The organism is Pseudalkalibacillus sp. Hm43 (assembly GCF_051842935.1).
Classification (GTDB): domain Bacteria; phylum Bacillota; class Bacilli; order Bacillales; family Fictibacillaceae; genus Pseudalkalibacillus.
Genome location: NZ_JBPXRR010000001.1, coordinates 1,569,607 through 1,591,382 on the forward strand (window position 1 = coordinate 1,569,607; position 21,776 = coordinate 1,591,382).

Genomic DNA, 21,776 nt, shown 5'->3' on the forward strand with positions numbered 1-21,776 from the left:
AGGTTGATTCCTAGGCGGATCCTCGTTCACACCGCCAACTCTTTCAACCTGATTTTTGCATCAAAATATGTCGATATTATAGCATACCGCCTGGTGCTTCACAATTTGCTTCTTTTCAACTGTCCGGCCGATTATGGTAAAATGAAAGTCACCACTCGAGTGGAGGTTTTAGACGTATGTATCCGAAATCATACATTGAATATCTCGTTCATTTTCATGGATTGAGAGATTACTTCGAATGTCATGAAATACTAGAAGAATATTGGAAGTCTGTACCGAAAGAAGAACCGAAGCACCATTGGGTGGGATTGATTCAGATTGCTGTAGGGCTCTACCACCAGCGACGCGGTAATTTCCCTGGGGCATACCGAATGATGAAGAGTGCTCTCAATATTGTCCGGCAAAACGAAAAAGCGGTCGTCGGCCTCGGTCTGGACACCGCTCAGTTACAGCAACAGCTGCAATCCAGATTGGCTGAGATCAAGGATGAAAAGCCATACAAAAGCTTCAATCTTCCCATCGTTGATCAAAAGTTGCTACAAGAATGTGAGAAGGAATGCTTAGCGGTTGGCTGTAAGTATGGCATTCCGAGCGACCTCGACAATGAGTTTCTCATCCATAAGCACACTCTCCGAGACAGACAGCCTGTCATAGAAGAACGGTTAGAACAACAAGCGATTAGAAAAAAGAAACGGGAAGGTTGAACCTTTCCGTTTCTTATTGATCATGCTCCAGTTTGACTGGATTCTCTTCACAGCGTTCAAAGAAAGAATGAGTCTCTTCATTGGCTGTCAATTTATATTCATCTTTCAACACCTTTTTAAGGGCGTCGACCATTTTCTTACCGATTCCTTGATGACGATGGGATGGATTGACGCTGACATGTTGCAGTTCAGCAATACCATCTTCCATTTTCAATCCTATAATTCCGATGATATCCTCATCTTCTTTCCATAGGAACAACTGATAATCAGGTTCTGTGTCGTATTGTTTCACGGTTTGCTGCAACTTCTTGAGATCTTTCTCGTTCGGCATGAACGATAATAATCCCATTGCAATTTTTTCATAATTACGCTTATAACGAATTAACATAAGTTCTCCCTCATTATCGAAATAACTTCCCGACTAGTGACAATAGTAAGAGGAATGCAACGATGATGACTACGATGAATAGTATGCGTTCTTGCTTTCGATTGTTCATCCACTCAGCCTCTTATTTAAACATAATTTTCGAGTTGATTCAAAGTCACATTCATTATAGCGAATCTTCATTCAAGTTGCTAATTTTAACCCTACACCCGATATCAGTATAACATTCTATTCGAATTGTACCATACTTTTGTCCGATTCATTCTTATTTATTGAATGTACGGCAGAGGTTCCCCATTTCTATTGCTGAAACTGCAGCTTCCCAACCTTTGTTCCCTGCTTTCGTACCAGCACGTTCTACAGCTTGTTCGATGGAGTCTGTTGTCAACACACCGAAAATGACCGGGATACCGGAAGACATAGAGAGGCTGGATACCCCTTTGGATACCTCACTGCAAACATAATCGAAGTGAGGTGTAGATCCTCTGATTACCGTACCTAATGTGATGACGGCATCGTATTTATTGGATTCGACCATTTTCTTTGCAATCAATGGAATTTCAAATGCACCGGGTACCCAGGCGACGTCAACGTCCTCTTCGTTAATACCGTGACGCTTAAGAGCATCTTCAGCACCTGAAAGCAATTTTCCTGTAATGAATTCGTTAAAGCGGCCTACAACGATTCCAATCTTCAAATCCGTTCCTACTAAATGTCCTTCAAAAGTCGTTCCCATATTTGATTACCTCCAGGTAGATTTTTTTTGTAATTTCATGTGTGAGTGTGAAATCTAGTTCACTTAAAAGTGCAACATATGTCCGAGTTTGCTATGTTTCGTACGCAAATACTTCTCGTTTTCGTCCCGATGTGGCATCTGGATCGCCACTCGATCGACCACTTCAAGTCCATACCCACTTAATCCTTTGATTTTGCGAGGATTGTTCGTCAACAGCTTCATTTTGGAGATTCCAAGGTCGCGTAGAATTTGCGCTCCGATTCCATAATCACGAAGGTCAGGTGCGAAACCGAGTTTCTCATTCGCTTCTACGGTATCATAGCCTTCTTCTTGTAGCTTATAAGCTCTCATCTTGTTCAACAAACCAATTCCTCGACCTTCTTGTCTCATATATAGAAGAACACCGTTTCCTTCCTGTTCGATTTGTGAGAGGGCTGCATGCAATTGCGGACCGCAATCACAGCGGTACGAACCGAATGCGTCTCCTGTCAAACATTCGGAATGGACTCGGACGAGCGTCGGCTCATCAGGGATGATCTCCCCTTTTACGAGCGCAACGTGTTCTTTCTGATCAAGGATATTGGAATAGCCGATTGCACGGAAATCACCGAACACCGTTGGGAGGTTGATCTCGATTTCCTTTTTGACGAGCTTATCCTTCCTGTTTCGATATTGGATGAGATCTTTGATCGTAATCATTTTCAAATCATGCTCATCTGCTATTTTCCGTAGTTCAGGAACTCTGGCCATTGTTCCATCTTCATTCATGATTTCACAAATGACGCCAGCAGGTTCAGCACCTGAGAGTCTTGCCAGGTCGACAGCAGCTTCCGTATGACCAGCCCGTCTCAGTACGCCTCCCTCTTTTGCAATCAATGGGAAAACGTGTCCCGGACGTTTGAAGTCGCTAGCTACTGCATTTGAATCTAAAAGATATTGTATGGTCGCTGCACGTTCTTGAGCGGAGATTCCCGTCGTAGACGTTTTATGGTCAATACTGACAGTGAATGCCGTGCCGTGAGGGTCCGTGTTTTGATGGACCATCGGACTCAGTTCAAGCTTGTCAGCCAGAGTTTCCGTAATGGGCGTACAGACAAGCCCTCTTCCATGCGTCACCATAAAGTTGATGATCTCTGGTGTGACCCGGTCGGCCAACGAAATGAAATCACCTTCGTTCTCGCGGTCTTCATCATCACAGACAATGACCACATTTCCTTGCATCAATTCATAAATTGCTTCTTCGATTCGATCGAACATTTCTGTCACCACCCTTTTTCGTGCACGCGTTAGAAGCCGTGTTCTGTCAAAAAATCTTTCGTCAATTTGCTTTGCTGAGATTGTTCAGCTCTTCGTTGAAGGATGTTATCCATGTATTTCGCCAGCATGTCACATTCGATATTAACGAGGTCTCCTTCGTTTTTGTGACCGATGACTGATTCCTCAACCGTATGTGGAATCAAGGATAAAGTGAAGGTTGTATCGGTCACCCCGAAGATCGTCAAGCTTGTTCCGTCAACCGCTACAGAACCTTTCATCATAAAGTAGGGATTCAATTCTTGCGGGGCTTCAATTTCAAAATAAATGGCATTGTGCTTCGGTGTTTTGCTGACGATTTTTCCTACGCCATCAATATGCCCGGAGACAAAATGTCCCCCGAATCTTCCACCGGCTGCCATTGCACGTTCCAGGTTGACCCGATCTCCTGTGCCAAGCCCTTTCAGGTTGGTCGCTTTAAGCGTTTCCGGCATAACATCGACCGTGAATGATGATTCTTTAAATGAAGTGACGGTCAGGCAGATCCCGTTGACCGAGATACTATCTCCTAGGCGGACATCCTCAAGGACCTTTTTCGTATTGATTGTGACGACATAACCTTCACTCGATTCTTTCACTGATTGAATGGTTCCGATTTCTTCAATGATCCCAGTAAACATTCCTCATCCCTCCTTCAGCTCGGAAACGACCTTCAAATCATTCCCCACATGTTCAACTGAAATTATCTCTAGTTCGACAGCATCCTTCATCGTCTCAATTCCTGTTCCACCGATGACGGTCGGATTATGGATTCCACCGATCAATTTCGGTGCGATGTAAGTGATTATCTGTTGAAAACATCTTGCTTGGATAAAACTCGCATGTACGGATGCGCCGCCTTCCACGAAAATCGATGTGATCCCTTCTTTCGCTATCTTTTCCAGCAGAGAAGGGATTTCGATCGCTGGTTCATCGAGCTGGATGACTCGAACGGATGCTCTTTCAAGTTCAGCGATCCGAGCTTTTGGCGCACTGCTCCCAGCAATGATAAGCGTTTCCGCTTCTTGGTCATGTAAAAGCTTCGCATGAGCAGGAATCCGCAGGTTCGTATCCAAAACGATACGGATCGGATTTTTACCACCGAGGGGAATCCTTGTCGTGAGTTGTGGGTCGTCCTGGATGACCGTATTGACCCCGACCAGGATGGCATCATGCTCATGACGGTGTCGATGAACATCAAGACGCGCTTCTTCTCCTGTAATCCACTTGCTATCCCCTGAATTGGACGCTGTTTTTCCATCCAGGCTCGACGCAGCTTTCAAGGTGACATAAGGAAGCTTCGTTTTCATGAAATGGTTGAAGAATGGATTGAGAGCTACTGCTTTTTCTTCGAGCATTCCAACATGGACTTCGACCCCTGCTTCTTGCAAACGTTCGACACCTCTACCTGCCACGATCGGATTTGGATCCAAAGTCGCGATATAGATCGTCTTGATGCCTCGTTCGATGACGAGATCCGCACAAGGCGGTGTCCTGCCGTGGTGGCTGCACGGTTCCAGCGTAACGAACATGATAGCTCCGTCTGCTTTCGATCCAGCCATATTTAAGGCGTGGACTTCAGCATGTCCTTCACCCGCTTTAAGATGGGCTCCCAGTCCTACGACTTCACCATTTCGGACGACAACAGCACCTACCTTCGGATTCGGAGACGTCTGACCGGCTGTTTGCTTCGCCATATCCAATGCGAGCTGCATATATTGTTCTTGTATCATCTGATCTCCTCTTTCCTACTTGAAGGTGAAAAAACCCCCGAAAATGCATAAGCATCTTCGGGGGTTTAAAATCATGAACAAATAAACCTTTGTCTAACTGAACGAATGTTCAGACAATAGACGTAGGTAAACTGAGGGCATAGTGACTGCTGTTGTTTTACAGCAGAATATACCTTGTTCTTCTTATGAATCCTTCTCCCATCCAGACTATACTGTCGGCTTCGGAATTGCACCGAATCCACCGCTACAATAGACATTGCACCGGGTCACGGACTGAAAAGCACCGTTCGCTTTATCACCGCCGGTTGGGATTTTCACCCGACCCCGAAGGATATTTCAGTTGTATTCTCATGTTACTCTTTATTTCCCGCATTAGCAAGAGGAATGTCCTCCTCGCACGGTCGATGTGAAAAAAGAGAAGGTTGATGTAATATTCACGCATTTACGTTGAAAATGTTACGAAATTCGCTTTTGATCCATTCTATAGTGAACAATTATTGTATAAGTGGAGAATCACAAATCTTAGATGAGGATTTTAGACTTACTGAAATGCGTTTTATACGCAAATTAGGTCGGTGTTTCTCGAAAATGTGGGTCCATCTCTCGAAAATGCAGCTTTGTCTCCCGTAATAGGAAGGGACTGTCACCTAGACAGTCCCACAAAAGTGTTAAAAAGGACCGTTTCAGAATGAAACGATCCTCCTTTTGATGTTTATTATTCTTCCCAGACTTTGACTTCTTTCATCACGTCGCCGTTCTGAGTGCGCAATACGGAATCCATGCCTTCTGTCACTTGACCGAAAACGGTATGTACACCGTCTAAGTGCGGTTGACGCTCATGCACGATGAAGAATTGGCTTCCACCTGTGTTTTTACCAGCGTGTGCCATTGATAATGAACCAGGCTTATGCTGATGAGGGTTTCCTTCTGTTTCACAATCGATTGTGTAACCAGGTCCGCCAGTTCCAGTTCCTGTCGGGCATCCGCCTTGTGAAACGAAACCAGGGATGACACGGTGGAACGTCAAACCGTTGTAAAAACCTTCATTCGCTAATTTTTCAAAGTTCGCAACTGTATTCGGTGCTTCCTCAGGGAAGAAATCGATAAGTACTTTTTCTCCGTTTTCAAACTCGATACTACCTTTTTTCATGATTGGTTCCTCCTCTTTGACAAGTAGTTTTATTGTATGACTTTTTGGAGGAGAAGTAAAGGTAAGTGCCTTCCAATCATCGTTCTAAACGCTTGATACAGTGGCCTTTTTCAAAGGTCGATCCAAATGGACAAGATCCCGGTACGTTTCCCGTTCTACGACGAGCTGCACATCCCCTTCTTCTACAAAAACAACTGCCGGACGCGGAAGGCGATTGTAGTTGTTCGCCATCGAATATCCATATGCCCCCGTACAGAACATCGCAAGAATGTCCCCTTGAGACGTTTTCGGCAACTCGATGTCATGAGCAAGCATATCCCCAGATTCGCAACACTTCCCTGCAATTGAAACGACTTGAGCGTTTTTCTGCATCAAACGGTTGGCGATGACGGCTTCATATTTTGCCTGGTACAGGGCAGGTCGAAGATTATCCGTCATGCCTCCATCGACCGCTAGATAATTTCGCACGCCAGGGATTCTTTTTTCAGAACCAATTGAGTAGAGCGTCGTTCCCGCTTCACCTACAAGAGAACGCCCTGGTTCAATCCAGATTTCGGGCATCGAAAGTCCTCGAGCAGCCACCTGGTTTTCCACCTCACGAATCAAGACACCAACCATTTTTTCAATAGAAATCGCAGAATCCTCGGACGTGTATGGGATACCGAACCCTCCACCCAAATTGACAACGCGCGCTTCAAAGCCAAACGACTCTGACCATCTTTCCAACTGATCGAACACCTTCTGAACGGCCATCACGAACCCGTCCGCTTCGAAAATTTGGGAACCGATATGACAGTGGATCCCCATCACGGCGATGTAAGGAGAATTCAATCCCTCCTGTAAAGCTTGCTCCGCCTGAAGGCTTATGACGTCGAAACCGAATTTCGAATCTTCTTGTCCGGTAAGGATATATTCATGGGTATGGGCTTCGATTCCCGGGGTAATCCTCAATTGGACAGGAATGATTCGATTCAACTGTTCTCCAATCGCCTTCAGACAGTCCAACTCGTAAAAATTATCGACGATGATGCAACCGACGTTCTCTTCCACCGCCATCCGCAGTTCATCGACACCTTTATTGCTTCCATGAAAGTGGATCTTTTCTGCCGGAAATCCTGCTTGAAGTGCCGTATACAATTCCCCACCAGAAACGACCTCGATGTCGATCTTCTCCTCCTCCATCAATTGGACCATTGCGATGCTTGAAAAAGCTTTACTCGCATATGCCACCTTGCCTTTAACTCCATTTTCTTCGAAAGATGAGCGGAAGGCTCTCGCTTGTTTCCGGACTTTCGCTACGTCATATACGAATAAAGGTGTTCCAAATTCCTTCGCCAGATCGATGGTATCTACACCGCCAATTTCCAAGTGCCCTGCTTGATTCATATAACCTGTTCCTAAGAATGCCATTTTTCATTTCCCCTCTCTCGGATTATGAGAGAGCTCTTTTAACTGATAAAAATACAAAAAACCAGTCCATGTATAGGTACATAAACTGGTTTCGTCCGTACCCTCATCAGTCGGAATAGCTCTCCACTACATGTGTAGTGACAGTCCGTTACTTATTCAGCAACGACCCAGCGAAACATGGTCAGGTCCATTGTTCGCTTCGGCAAATTGACCTTTCATCGTACGTCTTCGCACCCCTGCTCGGAACGACTACTCATTCGTTTTGCGCCTCTACCCCATTACGTTGAATGAGGCAATTATGAAATTATCAATAACTTTAGCATAAGCCCCTGACAGAATCAACCTGTATTTTCTTGTTTTTTCTGATTTTGCGGACGGACGATACTTGGACGGACTTTCGATAACGGTACAGCCACACGGATAAGTACTTGCATCAATGCTTGTGGATTGAATGGTATGAACGGCCACAAATAAGGTGTGTTCAAGTTCTTGATGCTGCACAGTAAAATGATCACTAATGTCGTACCGACCATGAACCCTGGTACTCCGAATATGAGTACGAGCGTAATCAGAATCAACCGGACGATCTTATTGGCGACACTCAGCTCATAACTCGGTGTCGAGAACGATCCGATAGCCGCTAAAGAAACATAAAGGATGACTTCAGATACGAACAATCCGACATCGATCGCAATTTGGCCAATCAACACAGCCGCGATCAAGCCCATTGCGGTCGACAAGGCCGATGGCGTATGGATAGCGGCCATCCTCAACACGTCAATTCCGAGTTCGGCGAACAAGATCTGCAGATAAATTGGGATATTCGATTCCTTCGTCGGACCGATAAAATCGAGACCCGCGGGTAGTAAGTTTTCATTCAAGACGAACAACAGCCAGAGTGGTAGCAGAAACACTGAGGTCAGCATTCCTCCAAAACGGATCCATCTCAAGAAAGCCCCGATCATCGGTGTTTGTCGGTATTCCTCTGCGTGCTGCACATGGTGGAAAAACGTCGTCGGTGTAATGATGACACTTGGAGAAGTGTCGACGAAAATGAGCACATGCCCTTCAAGCAAATGGGTCGCCGCAACATCAGGACGTTCGGTGTATCGTACGAGTGGGTATGGATTCCAGCCTTGATTGACGATGAATTCTTCTACCGTTTTGTCTGCCATCGGAATTCCGTCGATCCGGATATTGTCGAGTTCTTTTTTGATCGTTTCAATCAGTCCAGGATCGGCTACGTCTTCCAAATAAGATAAACATACGTCCGTTTTCGATCGGTCACCGATCTGGACGATTTCATTGCGTAGACGCTCATCCCTCAATCGTCTACGAGTCAGGGCTGTATTCTCAACAATGTTCTCTGTATACCCATCACGTGCACCACGGACGACCTTTTCAACATCCGGTTCCTGTGGGGTTCGTCCGGGATAACTACGGACATCGACGATGAATCCTTCATCATGACCGTCAATGAGCACCGCGATCAGCCCTGAAAGCACCCGGTCGATGACTTCATCGAGGTTTTTCGCAGTCGACACCTGCTGATGGGCGAGGTGGTTTTTGATCATATCCTTCGTTTTAGAGCTCGTTCGGAAATCATCGTTCATGACAAGGAGTTCTTTTAACAGCATGATGATGTATTCACTGTCACAGAGACCTGTACAATAGTAGATCTGGACTTCCTTGTTCAGGATGTTCATCTTCCGGACACCGACGTCGAAGCTCTTTCCTATGCCGATTTTTTCTTTCAAGAACTCTTCATTTTCAGCGATTTTCTTTTTGATCGGTGTTTCCTTTTCCTTTTTCGGATTCATGTTGTCCACTCCTTTCTAAGATGAGTTCAATGGCTTGTCGCGTAATCGGTGAGCCCCGTTCAGCGTGGTCGATGCCCGCCATTTTTCCAATATCACCGACTCCGACTATGAAGGGTATATCGAGTTCATCAAGGATATAAACGGTGTCCCCGTCCAATCGACCGAATTCCATATCCGGAAGACCGCTCTTATCAACGCCATAAGCGGAAAGTTCTCCAAAGCGATCGATGCTGACGTCCACCTTGGTCCATTCCGCTAGATGGGTTTTGGACGCCACCGCAATCGCTCCAAGCACTTCCACGTCCGGGTGGTTGCATACCTCACGCATCGCCCGTTCTCCTGGACCTTCGCCTCGGTATCCGCAATCGTCGAACATGACAAGTACGGGATCATATGGAGTTGATAAAATCATGGAGACGAGTTCTTCGCCGGACATCTTGGAAGGATTCCCCCAGGATTGGGAGATGCAGCGACCTCCGATTTCCTTTGCCACATGCTCGACTGCCTTCAGAGCGTACAAGTCTCCATCCGTAATCATGATGACTCTTTTTTTCATGTCAGATCATCCTTTTGGTTTGAAAAGCACAGCGACAATGAATCCGAACAAGATCGCGGAGGAGATTCCAGCTGAGGTGAGCTGGAAAATCCCCATTGCAATTCCGATGAATCCATGTTCTTCCGATTCGGCCATCGCCCCATGAAGCAGCGAATGTCCAAAACTCGTGATTGGAACGGTTGCCCCTGCTCCAGCGAATGCAATCAACTTGTCGTATAATCCGAATCCATCGAGACAGGCTCCAGCTACGACAAATCCAGAGGTGAGATGGGCAGGTGTGATGTTGAATAAATCGAGCAGCAATTGACCGATCAAGCAGATCAGACCACCAACGACAAATGCGATAAGATATTCCATTATTGATTCCCACCTCCTGAAACAGCCTCTAATACGACACCGTGAGCAATAGTCGGAATAGATTCCTTCTGTTGAATCATGATCGGGTTCATGAGCGCACCTGTCGCAACGACGAAAATCCGCTTCAGATTACCGGCCTTCATCTCTTTCAACAGGTGACCGTAAGTCACAACTGCTGAACAGGCACACCCACTACCACCTGCGAAGACAGGCTGATCAGGTCGATAGACGAGCAGTCCGCAGTCTTGATGGTTCGCAGTGAGGTCATAATTTTGTTCCTTTAACAGTTCAAGTAAAATCGGTGTCCCGACAGCGGAAAGGTCGCCTGTTGCGATCATGTCATAGTAATCCGGTGAACGTCCCGTATCTTTCAAGTGAGTCGCGATCGTATCTGCAGCCGCCGGTGCCATCGCTGAACCCATGTCGAATGGATCACTAATCCCTAAGTCCATCACCCGCCCGATTGTGGCACTGGTGATTTTGATTGGGGATGGCGTCGTGCTGACGATCGATGCCCCCGCTCCTGTTACCGTGTAGGTCGCGGAGTCCGGCTTCTGACCACCGTATTCTGTCGGGTACCGGAATTGCCGTTCAGCTGTCGCGTTATGACTACTGACCGCCGTCAACACATTGTTGGCAAACTCGCCATCGATCAATGCAGATGCCACAGCCAACGTTTCCATTGATGTGGAACAAGCCCCGAACATACCGAGGAACGGTATCTGATTTTGACGTGCCGTATAGTTCGCGATGACCGTCTGGTTGATCAGATCACCTGACAAAAATAAATCGATATCGGACGCTTGTTTACTTCCTTTTTCCAGACAGATGTTGATCGCCTGTTCCATCAGATGACGTTCTGCGAGCTCCCAATTGTCCTGACCGCAATGGAGTTCATCGAACGACAGATCATATTGATCCCCTAAAGGACCTGCCGCTTCTTCTGGACCGACGACAGCAGCTGAGGATGTAATGTATAACGGTTTCGAAAAAGTCCAAGTTTGCTTTCCAGTTAACTTCATGATTGTCAGTCCCCCTGAGACTTATAGGAATTGTTGGATAATATATCGGATCATACCGATGACATAGGCGGATACCGCTCCGAACACGATGACAGCTCCTGCCAATTTGAACAGGTTCGTCGCAACCCCGAGAACGATCCCTTCGCTTTTGTGTTCGAGTGCGGCACTCGTGACCGCGTTCGCAAAGCCTGTAACCGGCACGATTGATCCTGCACCGCCGAACTGACCGATTTTATCGTACACACCAAAACCTGTGAGTAACGAAGCGATCAAGATCAGTGTGGCAACAGTCGGATTGCCGGCTGTTTTTTCGGTAAAATTAAAAAACATGATGTAAAAGTTGGAGATCCCTTGTCCGATCAAGCAAATGAAACCTCCGACCATGAACGCTTTGAACGCATTCAGCACATAAGGGGTTTTCGGCTGCAAGGGTTTGATTTTCTCTTTGTATGCCTGTTGTTCAGGTGTCAGCTTTTTCTTAGCCAATTGAATTCCACTCCTTGTTTTGGATGAGCACCACTTCTACAAATGGACAAAGAATATCCAATGAAATAACGAGCCGAACACTTTTCCAAAAAGAATAGCCATCAGAAGGATGAGCACTTGCTCTTTGAACCCGACCCGTTTCATGAGGATGGGCAGGACATTCAACACTTCCGTCAATGCAGCTGCCAGCATTCCGATGAACGTCCCGCTTGCAAGCCCGATCGGGACGAGCAGCCATGGACTGCTTGTGATCGTCATGTCCCGAAGTCCGTACCAACTGGAAAAAAGGACTCCAAGTATGACACTTAATTCATAGCTTCTGATGCGTGCATGTGTTTTGGAAATCTGCATAAGCCTAGGAAGGATACCGAACACGGTAAGTACCGCGACAAAACCGGCACCGACGGCCAATCCTCCACCTAATCCGATCAACATGACGCTAAGTATTTTGATTGTCATGGGTCTTCTTCTCATTCTCACTATTTTCGTTCATGACGACGTACTGATCGAGATCCTGTTGATAGTTGAACATCTCTACATCAAGTGGACTAGGCTCCTCATTGAAGCGTTTCTTGAAAATATGGTTGAAAAACAACACCATCCCAAGCCCCAGTCCTAGTGAATAAGGAATCTGAAGCAGTAAAGGATAATCGTTCTCCCGACCTGTCACGATGTAATAGATTTTCTGATGTACTTCCTGCATACTGACATCCTCATGGAAGTTCATGATGGCAAGAGCCGCACCTATGAATAGGAGGAGCCAAACGATGATAAAGTACATACCTGTCATTTTAGGTTTTTTATACTGTACTTCGATGATCGTTTGCGCGGTTCCGATCGTTTGGATGTCGATGCCTTGATACTCATCTCGTATCGCTTTCAGAACTTTCATAAGGTCGATGATGACGATGTTCTTGTCATGGATCGTGATTTTGTGCACGATGATCTGACCGATCTTTTCAATGACCGAGTCAGGTCCTACGAGTTGGGCAAGGTCCTTGATACGTACGGTTTGATTTGGAGAAACATGCAGCTTATGTCGCATACGTAGATACACCGCTTCAGCATCCATAGTAAGTCCCCCTTATGCCAATTCGTTTATGTGTAGTATGTTTCTTCCAAACCTGTATCATTCTGTCCACTCAGGTTCTCCAACAATTACCTATTTGCAAAAAATGGGGTGAAATGGAGTGGAAAGGATACATGGATGTAGGATCTTTGTGGAATATAAATCAGATTTCGGCATTTCCCATAAAAAATGAAAAATGATAGCTCAGTTTGACCGAGGTTAGGTATCATTTAACGTAAAAAACCCAGATGCGACGAGTCATTCGTCCATCTGGGTTTTCATTTCCTGAAGTATTTTCTTTTCGAGCCGCGAAACTTGGACTTGTGAGATGCCAAGCCTTGTCGCGACTTCCGACTGGGTTTGATCCTTGAAATACCTGAGGTAGACGATCAGCCGCTCACGTTCATTGAGCGTCTGTATGGCTTCCCTCAACGCAATCTGATCGAACCACTTCGTTTCTTCTTGATCCGAAATCTGATCGAGCAAGGTGATCGGATCGCCATCATTTTCATAAACCGTCTCATGAATGGAGGAAGGTGCCCTTACAGCTTCTTGCGCCATCACGACGTCTTCTGGACTGATTTCGAGTTTCGTGGCGATCTCATTGATCGTCGGGTTCCTTCCGAGATCTTTGGATAATTCGTCTTTCATTTTCCGGACTTTATTGCCGAGCTCCTTCAAGGAACGGCTTACTTTTACCGTGCCATCATCCCTTATGAACCGTTGGATCTCTCCAATGATCATCGGTACCGCATAGGTTGAGAATTTTACGTCATAACTAAGATCGAATTTATCGACAGATTTGAGCAGACCAATACTTCCGATTTGGAAAAGGTCATCCGGTTCGTACCCTCTGTTCAAAAAACGTTGTACAACGGACCAGACAAGTCGCATGTTCTTCTCGACAATCGTATCGCGTGCCGTCTGATCACCATCTTGACTACGTTGAATCAATTCTTTCATTTCCTTGTCATTCAGGTACGTGGTCTTTTTATCTTGTTTGACGTCCAAATCCATAGGCTTAGCTCCCTTAATTACAAAGCGCTTTATGATTTGATAAGTACTTTTTCAAGCGGATCGTGGTGCCGAAGGATTTTTCTGTTTCAATCTCAATTTGATCCATGAAGTTCTCCATGATCGTGAAGCCCATTCCAGAACGTTCCAATTCAGGCTTCGTCGTGAATAAAGGCTGCCGAGCTTCGTCCAGGTTGTCGATGCCCATACCCTCATCACGGATGACGACTTCCACACAACCATCTTCCAAACGACATTCGATGTGCACCATGCCATCTTCTTTGTTTTCATAGCCGTGAATGATCGCATTCGTGACTGCTTCTGAAACGACGGTCTTGATTTCCGTCAATTCATCGACTGTCGGATCGAGCTGCGCGATGAACGCAGCAACGGTTACGCGTGCAAAGGACTCGTTTTCACTTTTCGCAGAGAACTCCATTTTCATTACATTTTTCATTATGCCACCCCCAGCGTGTTCAGTGCTTTTTGTTCACTGTCCTCAAGACGAATGATCTTGAACAAGCCTGACATTTCGAACAGTCTTTTTACAGAAGGGGAGATCGAACATACAACCATTTCTCCACCTTGGCTTTTAATCAATTTATAACGGCCGAGGATTACACCTAATCCCGAGCTATCCATAAAAGACAAGGCTTCCAAATTCAAAACGATGTCATGAATCTGATTTTCTTGGATGGTCTGATCGACTTCTTCTCTTAACTGTGCCGCTGTATGGTGGTCTAAATCACCGGATAATCGGATACAAAGTACACGGTCTTTCACTTCAAGTTTTACGCTGAGACTCACTTACCTCTCCTCCTTCTTCTGGGTAGTGAGTCAATTCTATACCGCAATAGTTGAATCCTTTCACGATGACAAAACTAGTGTCGAATCGATAAAAAAATACTCTATGGTGTTTGTGAGAACTTGCCGACGGTTCGCTTGAATAGTCCCCACCAGTTGGCTGATGGAACGTTTTCAGATGCGACGAGTGCTGATTCCGTCACGGTTTTGCCGTTGTTTTTCACAACGAGTGTTCCGAGACGATCGCCTTTCTCAATCGGCATGTTAAGACTCTTCTTGATTTTGATTTCCGTCTTCAACTTCAGTTTCTTCTCTCCCTTTTTCATCAAAATGGAGATCGGCTCTGAAGTCTGCATTTGGACGGTTTTCGAAGCACCTTTTTGCACTTCTACTTTCTCAATCATCTGATGACGATCGTAAAGCTTTTGCGTTTCGTAATTGGCAAATGCATAGTCCAGCATTTGCGTCACTTGCGCATTCCGCTCTTTCGTTGTCGGAGCACCCATGACGACCGCGATGACACGCATGCCGTTTTTCTTAGCAGTAGCTGTCAGACAATATTTTGCTTCAGACGTGTAACCTGTTTTGAGCCCATCGACTCCAGGGTAGAATTTGACAAGCTTGTTCGTGTTCACGAGCCAGAACTTTTTCTCGGTGTTTTCACGTAAGTAATCTTCGTATTTACCGGTATACTTCGTAATCTGCTCGTACTTCAACAGTTCCTTCGCCATAAGCGCCATGTCCCTGGCAGTACTGTAGTGCTCTTTGCCTGGTAGACCTGTCGCATTTTCGAAGTTTGTATTTTTCAGGCCGAGTTCCTTCGCCTTTTCGTTCATCAGTTTCACGAACGCATCGTTCGTTCCGGCGATATGCTCCCCAAGGGCAACGGATGCGTCGTTTCCTGAAGCTAACGCAATCCCTTTGAGCATCTCCTCAACCGTCATTTCTTCACCAGCCTCCAGGAAAATTTGAGAACCTCCCATGGAAGCAGCGTATTCACTTGTACGCACTTTGTCTTTCATGTTGATTTTGCCTTTATGAAGGGCTTCCATCACGAGAATCATCGTCATGACTTTGGTCATGCTTGCTGGAGGAAGCTTCTCATCAGCATTTTTATCAAATAGAACACTGCCCGTATCCCTTTCAATCAGGATGGCAGAAGATGCATTATTCGCAAGAGAATTCACAGTAACATGGTCTTCGTTTGCAAAAGCGGTCGGTGATACGACTGAAAAAGCGATCATAACCGCCAGAATACTAGAAAAAATACGTTTCATGGCATAATCCCTCCATTCTTATTATTCTTATATTTTCCAATTTTGGAGAGTTTATACTTAACGAGTGGGTTTCGGTTGGTTTTTGTGGGGGAGTTGAGAGGTGGTCTTGGAAAAATGAGGGTGGGTTTTAGAAATTTGCGCGCTCATTTTAGAAAAATCACATGGGGTCTTAGAATTTTGCACGTCGGTTTTAGAAAAACAGCGACCTGTTTTAGAAATCAGGCCTTTTGTACCACGCCACACGCCATAAAAAAACTGCCCCCGAGCATTCGCTCAAGGGCAGTTCCCAACTAAAGTTTACATAATTTCTTTATAGACAAGTGGTGGTGCATCCACTTTTTCAGCTGAGATCGTGTAGGATTCACGCAGCTTCTTCAATACATCGTCTACGTTCTCCTGGTTGCTGTGAATGGTAGCGAGTGCTTCGCCTTTCTTCACTTCTTCTCCAACCTTCTTGTGAAGGACGATTCCTACAGCGAGGTCGATTTCAGATTCCTTCGTCGCACGACCAGCACCTAACCACATTGCGGCCGTTCCGACTTCGTTCGCAACGATTTCAGAAACGTATCCGTCTTGGTCTGCTTCAAACGCAACTTGGTATTGAGCTTGTGGCATTTTGCTCGGATCGTCGATGACAGAAGCATCTCCGCCTTGTGCCGCCAAGAATGTTTTGAACACTTCGATCGCTTTGCCATTTTCCATAACTTCAATCAACATCTCGCGTGCTTCTTCTTTCGTTTCCGCTTTTCCTGCAAGGACCACCATGAATGAACCTAGCGTGAGACAAAGCTCTTCAAGGTCTTTCGGTCCTTTACCGCGCAACGTATCCGCTGCTTCTTTTACCTCTAACGCATTACCGATTGCGAACCCGAGCGGCTGGCTCATGTCAGAAATGACTGCCATCGTGTTACGACCGACATTGTTTCCGATCTTGACCATCGCGTTTGCAAGTTCTTCCGCTTGCTCAACTTCCGTCATGAATGCGCCTGCGCCTGTTTTGACGTCAAGCACGATTGCATCAGCACCTGCTGCGATTTTTTTACTCATAATTGAGCTTGCGATCAATGGGATCGAATTGACTGTACCTGTAACGTCACGCAGACCGTACAATTTCTTGTCTGCAGGAGTCAAGTTACCGCTCTGTCCGATGACAGCGATCTTGTTCTTGTTGACGAGGTCGACGAATTCGTCTTTCTCTAGCTCAACGTGGAAACCAGGGACAGCTTCCAACTTGTCGATCGTTCCACCTGTGTGACCAAGTCCACGCCCTGACATTTTCGCAACTGGAACGTCGAGCGCTGCAACCAATGGTGCAAGTACAAGCGTCGTCGTGTCACCGACACCACCTGTGGAGTGCTTATCGACTTTGATGCCTTCAATCGCAGATAGGTCGATTTGATCGCCAGACTCGACCATCGCCATTGTGAAGTTTGCGCGTTCTTCTTCCGTCATATCCGTAAAATAGATCGCCATAGCTAGTGCAGACATTTGATAGTCCGGGATGTCACCTTCTGTATATCCTTCAATGATAAAGTCAATCTCTTCTTTCGAGAGCTCTTGACCATTACGTTTTTTCTCGATTAAATCTACCATTCTCATGCGAAATCATTCCTTGTTTTAAACTTTTTCAATAATTGAACGTAATAATTGCTTGAACGTCGGTTTCGTGCGGTTCGCAACCTCGACGACTTGTTCGTGCGTCAACGGTTCGAGTTCTTCAGCGATCGCCATATCCGTGATACATGAAATTCCAATTGTTTTCATGTCCATATGACGAGCGACAATCACTTCTGGAACCGTGGACATTCCGACTGTATCTGCCCCAAGTGTGCGGAGCATCTTCAACTCAGCACGCGTCATATACGTTGGTCCACTTATAGAAGCATATACCCCTTTTTGAAGGTTGATACCGTGTTCTTTCCCTACATTTTCAACCAACTCGATGAGTTCAGGTGTGTACGCTGTACTCATATCAGGGAAACGCGGTCCAAGCTCCTTGTCGTTCGGTCCGATCAACGGGTTCGCCCCCGTCAAATTCAAGTGGTCCTCAATGATCATCAAATCTCCTGCTTTAAAATCAGGGTTCATTCCGCCACATGCATTTGTGACGATGATCTGCTCCACACCTAATCCTTTCATGACACGGACCGGGAACGTAACCTCCTGCATGGAGTACCCTTCGTAAAAATGGAAGCGGCCTTGCATCGCAACGACCGTCTTGCCACTCATTTCACCGACGACCAATTTCCCAGCATGACCTTCTACTGTTGATACTGGGAAATGTGGGATATCCGCATAGTCGATGGAAGTGGCATTTTCGATTTCGTCTGCAAAATCACCTAGACCAGATCCTAAAATCAAACCGATCGTCGGTTGCTGCTCTGTGAAGGTTTTGATTTTACCTACTGACTCTTTCACTTGTTCCATTAGGTTTGACATGTATATCCCCCTCTACTTACATGCTTTTGACAACTTGTTGGACAAGATCCATGAAGTTGGATTTTACTTTTTCCGTCGTTTCGATGACTTCATCGTGCGTTAATGGTTGATCAAGGATTCCTGCAGCCATGTTGGAAATACAAGAAATACCGAGGACTTCCATTCCGCTATGACGAGCGATGATGACTTCAGGTACAGTAGACATTCCGACTGCGTCTCCACCCATGATACGAAGCATTCTGACTTCTGCTGGTGTTTCATAAGAAGGACCAGAGTTCGCGATGTAGACACCCTCTTGCATTTTCACCCCAAGATCCTTGGCAATTTGCTTCGCAATGCCTTGCAAGCGCTCAGAATAGGCATCAGACATATCAGGGAAACGGACACCTAGTTTATTGTCATTCGGTCCAATAAGCGGGTTGTCTCCTGTGTTGTTGATGTGGTCCGTGATCAGCATCAAGTCACCAGCATCAAAGTTTTCATTGATTCCTCCAGCAGCGTTCGTTACAAGCAGCTGCTCCACTCCGATTTCTTTCATGACACGAACAGGGAACGTGACTTTTTGCATGGAGTAACCTTCGTAATAGTGGAAGCGTCCTTTCATCGCGACGACTGTTTTACCAGAAATCGTACCAACGACGAGTTCGCCAGCATGCCCTTCTACTGTGGAAACAGGGAAATTCGGAATATCAGAATAAGGGAAAGAAACTGGATTTTCGATTTTGTCCGCCAACACGCCAAGGCCTGATCCAAGAATCAGACCGATTGTCGGCTTAGCATCGATTTTACCAGTAATGTATTGTGCAGCTTGTTGTATGGATTCAATTTGTGTCATGGTTCTCCTCCTACGACAATTTTTCTAGAATGCTTTTTCCGTGCTCAGGTAATTTGATGTTGAAGTTATCCGCGATCGTTGCACCAATATCGGCAAATGTCTTGCTTGTCGGTAGCTGTTGACCAACCTCAATACCTTTATGGTAAGCAAGTAGTGGGACATACTCTCTCGTATGATCCGTGCCATGATGGATCGGGTCATTTCCGTGGTCTGCCGTAATCAACAACAAATCGTCTTCTTTCATTTTATCCAACAGTTCAGGGAGTCGCTCATCGTACTCTTCCAATGCTTCTCCATAACCGATCGGGTCACGACGGTGTCCGAACTTCGCATCAAAATCGACAAGGTTTAAGAAGCTGATGCCAGTGAAATCACGTTCAGCTGTTTTGACGATCTGATCCATTCCATCCATATTGGATTTCGTACGGATCGCATCTGTTACCCCTTCTCCATCATAAATATCGGAAATCTTACCGATTGCGATCACATCGTAATTCTCATCTTTCAACTCATTCATGACGGTACGACCGAACGGTTTCAATGCATAGTCATGACGGTTGGATGTACGCTCGAACTCACCTGGTTTTCCGATGAATGGACGTGCGATGATACGACCGACCATATACTTTTCATCCAAAGTCAATTCTCGAGCCATTTTACAAATTTCATATTGCTCCTCAATTGGAACGATGTCCTCATGTGCAGCAATCTGAAGTACAGAATCCGCTGATGTATATACGATCAAAGCACCTGTTTTCATATGCTCTTCGCCAAGTTCTTCAATAATAGCAGTACCGGAAGCAGGTTTGTTTCCGATGATCTTTCGGCCACTCTTTTCTTCGAGCTCTTGAATCAGTTCATCCGGAAAACCATCAGGGAATGTTTTAAAAGGCTTTTCAATATGAAGGCCCATGATTTCCCAGTGGCCTGTCATCGTATCTTTTCCATTAGACGCCTCTTCCATCTTACCGAAATGAGCCATCGGTTGATCTGCTTTCTCGATTCCTTGAATTTCTCGGATGTTGCTCAATCCAAGGCGTCCCATGTTCGGCATGTTCAAGCCATTCATTTTTTCTGCGATATGACCAAGCGTGTCCGCACCGACATCATTGAAATGTTCTGCATCTGGTGCTTCTCCAATTCCAACAGAGTCCATGACTATCAGGAATACTCGTTTGAATTTAGGATCCGTCATAGTAAGTCTCCTCCCTATTTTCACACTATTTAATACCATTTCCAGCGAAACGGTCTATCAAACAACAGTTTGTAAAGGTCAGAAGTCTGACCTCTTATCTTATTTAAAAGTGCCCTTCATTCATTGTTCTAAACGAAGGCACTTTTTTGAGTGTATCATCTTTTCTTTCAATTCGCACGTAATTTTATATAAGGGCTTACATTCCTATTCTATCAATGTAAAATATTGTTTGTTCAGGCTCTTGGATGATACGTGGAATAGACATCTTTCAGCCGGGTTTTCGTCACATGTGTATAGATCTGTGTCGTCGATATGTCCACATGCCCAAGCAATTCCTGGACCGCACGAAGATCCGCACCATTTTCGAGCAAATGCGTCGCGAATGAATGCCGTAATGTATGTGGTGTCAGCTCTTTTTCGATATTCGCTTGACGAGCAAGCTTCTTTAAAATCTTCCAGAAACCTTGTCGGGTCAAACGATTTCCGTGATGATTCAAGAATAAAGCATCATTCGATTTCTTCTTCAATAGCTTGCCCCGTGCTTCTGTTATATAAGTGGTTAATGCTTGACTAGCCATACGCCCCACCGGGATGATCCGCTCTTTGTTCCCTTTTCCTGTGCATTGGATGAATCCCATCGTCAAATGCGCATCCGACACGTTCAGCTGAATCATTTCCGATACCCGGATACCTGTTGCATACAACAACTCAATCATGGCACGGTCTCTTAATCCGAAAGGAGTGTTCCCTTCTGGCGCTTCCATCAAGTTTTCCACTTCTGCTGATGAAAGAATCTTCGGTAGGCGTCTTTCCGTTTTAGGTGTTTCAATATGTACAGAAGGATCTTGATCGGTGACCTTTTCACGGATCAGGAATTGATGGAAAGAACGAATGGATGCAATTGTTCTTGCAATCGTCGTTGTCGCCATTCCAGAATCCTTCAAATGATATAAAAAATTCATGATGTCGTTACGAGTAATCGTATTATAATTCGTATGGTTCAATTCTTTTTGTAAGTGTGTGGTGTATTTCTTCAGATCACGTTCGTATGATTGCAGCGTATTGGCTGCGAGACCTCTTTCAACTGTGAGGTAATGCAAATAATCCTTCACTTCGTCTAGCATGAAGCAACCGCTCCTTATTCCCCAATATCATAAAACAACTTCAAACGGTCGACCCAGTTCATTTCTTCTTTCTCATAATAGGCTTCGAATACTTTCACAGCACGCCCTTCAGGCTCGTCATAACGGTGAAAGTTCTGATACTCTTCATTTAACCATAAAAGTCCGTAATAAAACAGCAGTGTAAAACAAATGAATGTGAAGAACACTTTCATCGTGTTCCACATCAACCGAATCATAGACAACATAACGAAAGCCTCCCAGTTTGTCCTTTCTACAGGATATGCCTGTCTTTCGAAAGAATATACTTGTAAACCGGGATATCGTTAAGAAAGATTAGCAAAATTTATGGGATCTGATAGTTGTTGAT

General features: G+C 45.4%; 25 protein-coding genes and 2 riboswitches. Of the genes, 1 reads left to right on the plus strand and 24 read right to left on the minus strand.

All coding sequences use genetic code 11. The annotated features are described in order from the left end of the window. Positions 1-176: 176 nt before the first annotated feature. Positions 177-704, plus strand: a complete 528-nt coding sequence (locus ACSVDE_RS08390; protein ID WP_439300463.1) for a DUF309 domain-containing protein — start codon at positions 177-179, stop codon at positions 702-704. A gap of 13 nt (positions 705-717) precedes the next feature. Here ACSVDE_RS08390 and ACSVDE_RS08395 read toward each other — a convergent pair whose 3' ends face one another. The 24 genes from ACSVDE_RS08395 to ACSVDE_RS08510 form a co-directional block, all read right to left on the minus strand. Continuing rightward, positions 718-1,092, minus strand: a complete 375-nt coding sequence (locus ACSVDE_RS08395; RefSeq protein ID WP_439300464.1) for a GNAT family N-acetyltransferase — start codon at positions 1,090-1,092, stop codon at positions 718-720. A 262-nt stretch (positions 1,093-1,354) separates the two neighbouring features. Then, complete coding sequence (gene ribH, locus ACSVDE_RS08400) at positions 1,355-1,825, minus strand: 6,7-dimethyl-8-ribityllumazine synthase (protein WP_439300465.1); 471 nt, start codon at positions 1,823-1,825, stop codon at positions 1,355-1,357. 63 nt (positions 1,826-1,888) lie between these two features. After that, on the minus strand, positions 1,889-3,082 hold the full coding sequence (locus ACSVDE_RS08405) for a bifunctional 3,4-dihydroxy-2-butanone-4-phosphate synthase/GTP cyclohydrolase II (protein WP_439300466.1): 1,194 nt from the start codon (positions 3,080-3,082) through the stop codon (positions 1,889-1,891). Positions 3,083-3,111: 29 nt separating this feature from the next. Beyond that, complete coding sequence (gene ribE / locus ACSVDE_RS08410) at positions 3,112-3,759, minus strand: riboflavin synthase (protein WP_439300467.1); 648 nt, start codon at positions 3,757-3,759, stop codon at positions 3,112-3,114. Between the two features lie 3 nt (positions 3,760-3,762). Beyond that, positions 3,763-4,851 (minus strand): bifunctional diaminohydroxyphosphoribosylaminopyrimidine deaminase/5-amino-6-(5-phosphoribosylamino)uracil reductase RibD, encoded by a 1,089-nt coding sequence (gene ribD / locus ACSVDE_RS08415; RefSeq protein WP_439300468.1) that lies wholly within the window; start codon positions 4,849-4,851, stop codon positions 3,763-3,765. 186 nt (positions 4,852-5,037) lie between these two features. Beyond that, a riboswitch (FMN riboswitch) is annotated at positions 5,038-5,187 on the minus strand. Positions 5,188-5,566: 379 nt separating this feature from the next. Continuing rightward, positions 5,567-6,001, minus strand: coding sequence for a peptidylprolyl isomerase (locus ACSVDE_RS08420; protein WP_439300469.1), 435 nt, complete (start codon positions 5,999-6,001; stop codon positions 5,567-5,569). A gap of 84 nt (positions 6,002-6,085) precedes the next feature. Beyond that, complete coding sequence (lysA, locus tag ACSVDE_RS08425; RefSeq protein WP_439300470.1) at positions 6,086-7,411, minus strand: diaminopimelate decarboxylase; 1,326 nt, start codon at positions 7,409-7,411, stop codon at positions 6,086-6,088. A gap of 108 nt (positions 7,412-7,519) precedes the next feature. After that, a riboswitch (Lysine riboswitch) is annotated at positions 7,520-7,692 on the minus strand. A gap of 57 nt (positions 7,693-7,749) precedes the next feature. Beyond that, a complete protein-coding gene (locus ACSVDE_RS08430; RefSeq protein WP_439300471.1) occupies positions 7,750-9,231 on the minus strand; it encodes a spore germination protein in 1,482 nt (493 codons plus the stop codon). Next, complete coding sequence (locus ACSVDE_RS08435) at positions 9,182-9,787, minus strand: stage V sporulation protein AE (RefSeq protein ID WP_439300472.1); 606 nt, start codon at positions 9,785-9,787, stop codon at positions 9,182-9,184. Before ACSVDE_RS08435 ends, ACSVDE_RS08430 begins: the two co-directional genes overlap by 50 nt. 6 nt (positions 9,788-9,793) lie before the next feature. Next, positions 9,794-10,144 carry a stage V sporulation protein AE gene (gene spoVAE, locus ACSVDE_RS08440; RefSeq protein ID WP_439300473.1) on the minus strand — a complete coding sequence of 117 codons (351 nt, stop codon included), beginning with the start codon at positions 10,142-10,144 and terminating at the stop codon, positions 9,794-9,796. After that, on the minus strand, positions 10,144-11,166 hold the full coding sequence (spoVAD, locus tag ACSVDE_RS08445) for a stage V sporulation protein AD (RefSeq protein ID WP_439300474.1): 1,023 nt from the start codon (positions 11,164-11,166) through the stop codon (positions 10,144-10,146). Before spoVAD ends, spoVAE begins: the two co-directional genes overlap by 1 nt. A 21-nt stretch (positions 11,167-11,187) precedes the next feature. Next, positions 11,188-11,637, minus strand: coding sequence for a stage V sporulation protein AC (gene spoVAC, locus ACSVDE_RS08450; protein ID WP_439301958.1), 450 nt, complete (start codon positions 11,635-11,637; stop codon positions 11,188-11,190). A 51-nt stretch (positions 11,638-11,688) separates the two neighbouring features. Continuing rightward, positions 11,689-12,111 carry a stage V sporulation protein AB gene (locus tag ACSVDE_RS08455; protein WP_439300475.1) on the minus strand — a complete coding sequence of 141 codons (423 nt, stop codon included), beginning with the start codon at positions 12,109-12,111 and terminating at the stop codon, positions 11,689-11,691. After that, a complete protein-coding gene (locus ACSVDE_RS08460; protein WP_439300476.1) occupies positions 12,092-12,724 on the minus strand; it encodes a stage V sporulation protein AA in 633 nt (210 codons plus the stop codon). The genes ACSVDE_RS08455 and ACSVDE_RS08460 overlap by 20 nt, the downstream gene beginning before the upstream one ends. A gap of 255 nt (positions 12,725-12,979) precedes the next feature. Beyond that, positions 12,980-13,738, minus strand: a complete 759-nt coding sequence (sigF, locus tag ACSVDE_RS08465; protein WP_439300477.1) for an RNA polymerase sporulation sigma factor SigF — start codon at positions 13,736-13,738, stop codon at positions 12,980-12,982. Between the two features lie 13 nt (positions 13,739-13,751). Next, complete coding sequence (gene spoIIAB / locus ACSVDE_RS08470; protein ID WP_439300478.1) at positions 13,752-14,192, minus strand: anti-sigma F factor; 441 nt, start codon at positions 14,190-14,192, stop codon at positions 13,752-13,754. After that, positions 14,192-14,542: an anti-sigma F factor antagonist gene (gene spoIIAA, locus ACSVDE_RS08475; protein ID WP_439300479.1), complete on the minus strand. Its 351-nt coding sequence runs from the start codon at positions 14,540-14,542 to the stop codon at positions 14,192-14,194. Before spoIIAA ends, spoIIAB begins: the two co-directional genes overlap by 1 nt. A 101-nt stretch (positions 14,543-14,643) precedes the next feature. After that, a complete protein-coding gene (locus tag ACSVDE_RS08480; protein ID WP_439300480.1) occupies positions 14,644-15,816 on the minus strand; it encodes a D-alanyl-D-alanine carboxypeptidase family protein in 1,173 nt (390 codons plus the stop codon). Between the two features lie 297 nt (positions 15,817-16,113). Further along, complete coding sequence (locus tag ACSVDE_RS08485) at positions 16,114-17,415, minus strand: pyrimidine-nucleoside phosphorylase (protein WP_439300481.1); 1,302 nt, start codon at positions 17,413-17,415, stop codon at positions 16,114-16,116. Positions 17,416-17,433: 18 nt separating this feature from the next. Then, positions 17,434-18,255, minus strand: a complete 822-nt coding sequence (locus ACSVDE_RS08490; RefSeq protein ID WP_439300482.1) for a purine-nucleoside phosphorylase — start codon at positions 18,253-18,255, stop codon at positions 17,434-17,436. A 16-nt stretch (positions 18,256-18,271) separates the two neighbouring features. Then, positions 18,272-19,090: a purine-nucleoside phosphorylase gene (locus ACSVDE_RS08495; RefSeq protein WP_439300483.1), complete on the minus strand. Its 819-nt coding sequence runs from the start codon at positions 19,088-19,090 to the stop codon at positions 18,272-18,274. A 10-nt stretch (positions 19,091-19,100) separates the two neighbouring features. Continuing rightward, positions 19,101-20,285 (minus strand): phosphopentomutase, encoded by a 1,185-nt coding sequence (gene deoB, locus ACSVDE_RS08500; RefSeq protein WP_439300484.1) that lies wholly within the window; start codon positions 20,283-20,285, stop codon positions 19,101-19,103. A 233-nt stretch (positions 20,286-20,518) separates the two neighbouring features. Further along, positions 20,519-21,409 carry a site-specific tyrosine recombinase XerD gene (xerD, locus tag ACSVDE_RS08505; protein ID WP_439300485.1) on the minus strand — a complete coding sequence of 297 codons (891 nt, stop codon included), beginning with the start codon at positions 21,407-21,409 and terminating at the stop codon, positions 20,519-20,521. A gap of 14 nt (positions 21,410-21,423) precedes the next feature. Next, the gene (locus ACSVDE_RS08510; protein WP_439300486.1) at positions 21,424-21,654 is read right to left on the minus strand and encodes a YqzK family protein; all 231 of its coding nucleotides are present in this window, start codon (positions 21,652-21,654) and stop codon (positions 21,424-21,426) included. Positions 21,655-21,776: the final 122 nt, after the last annotated feature.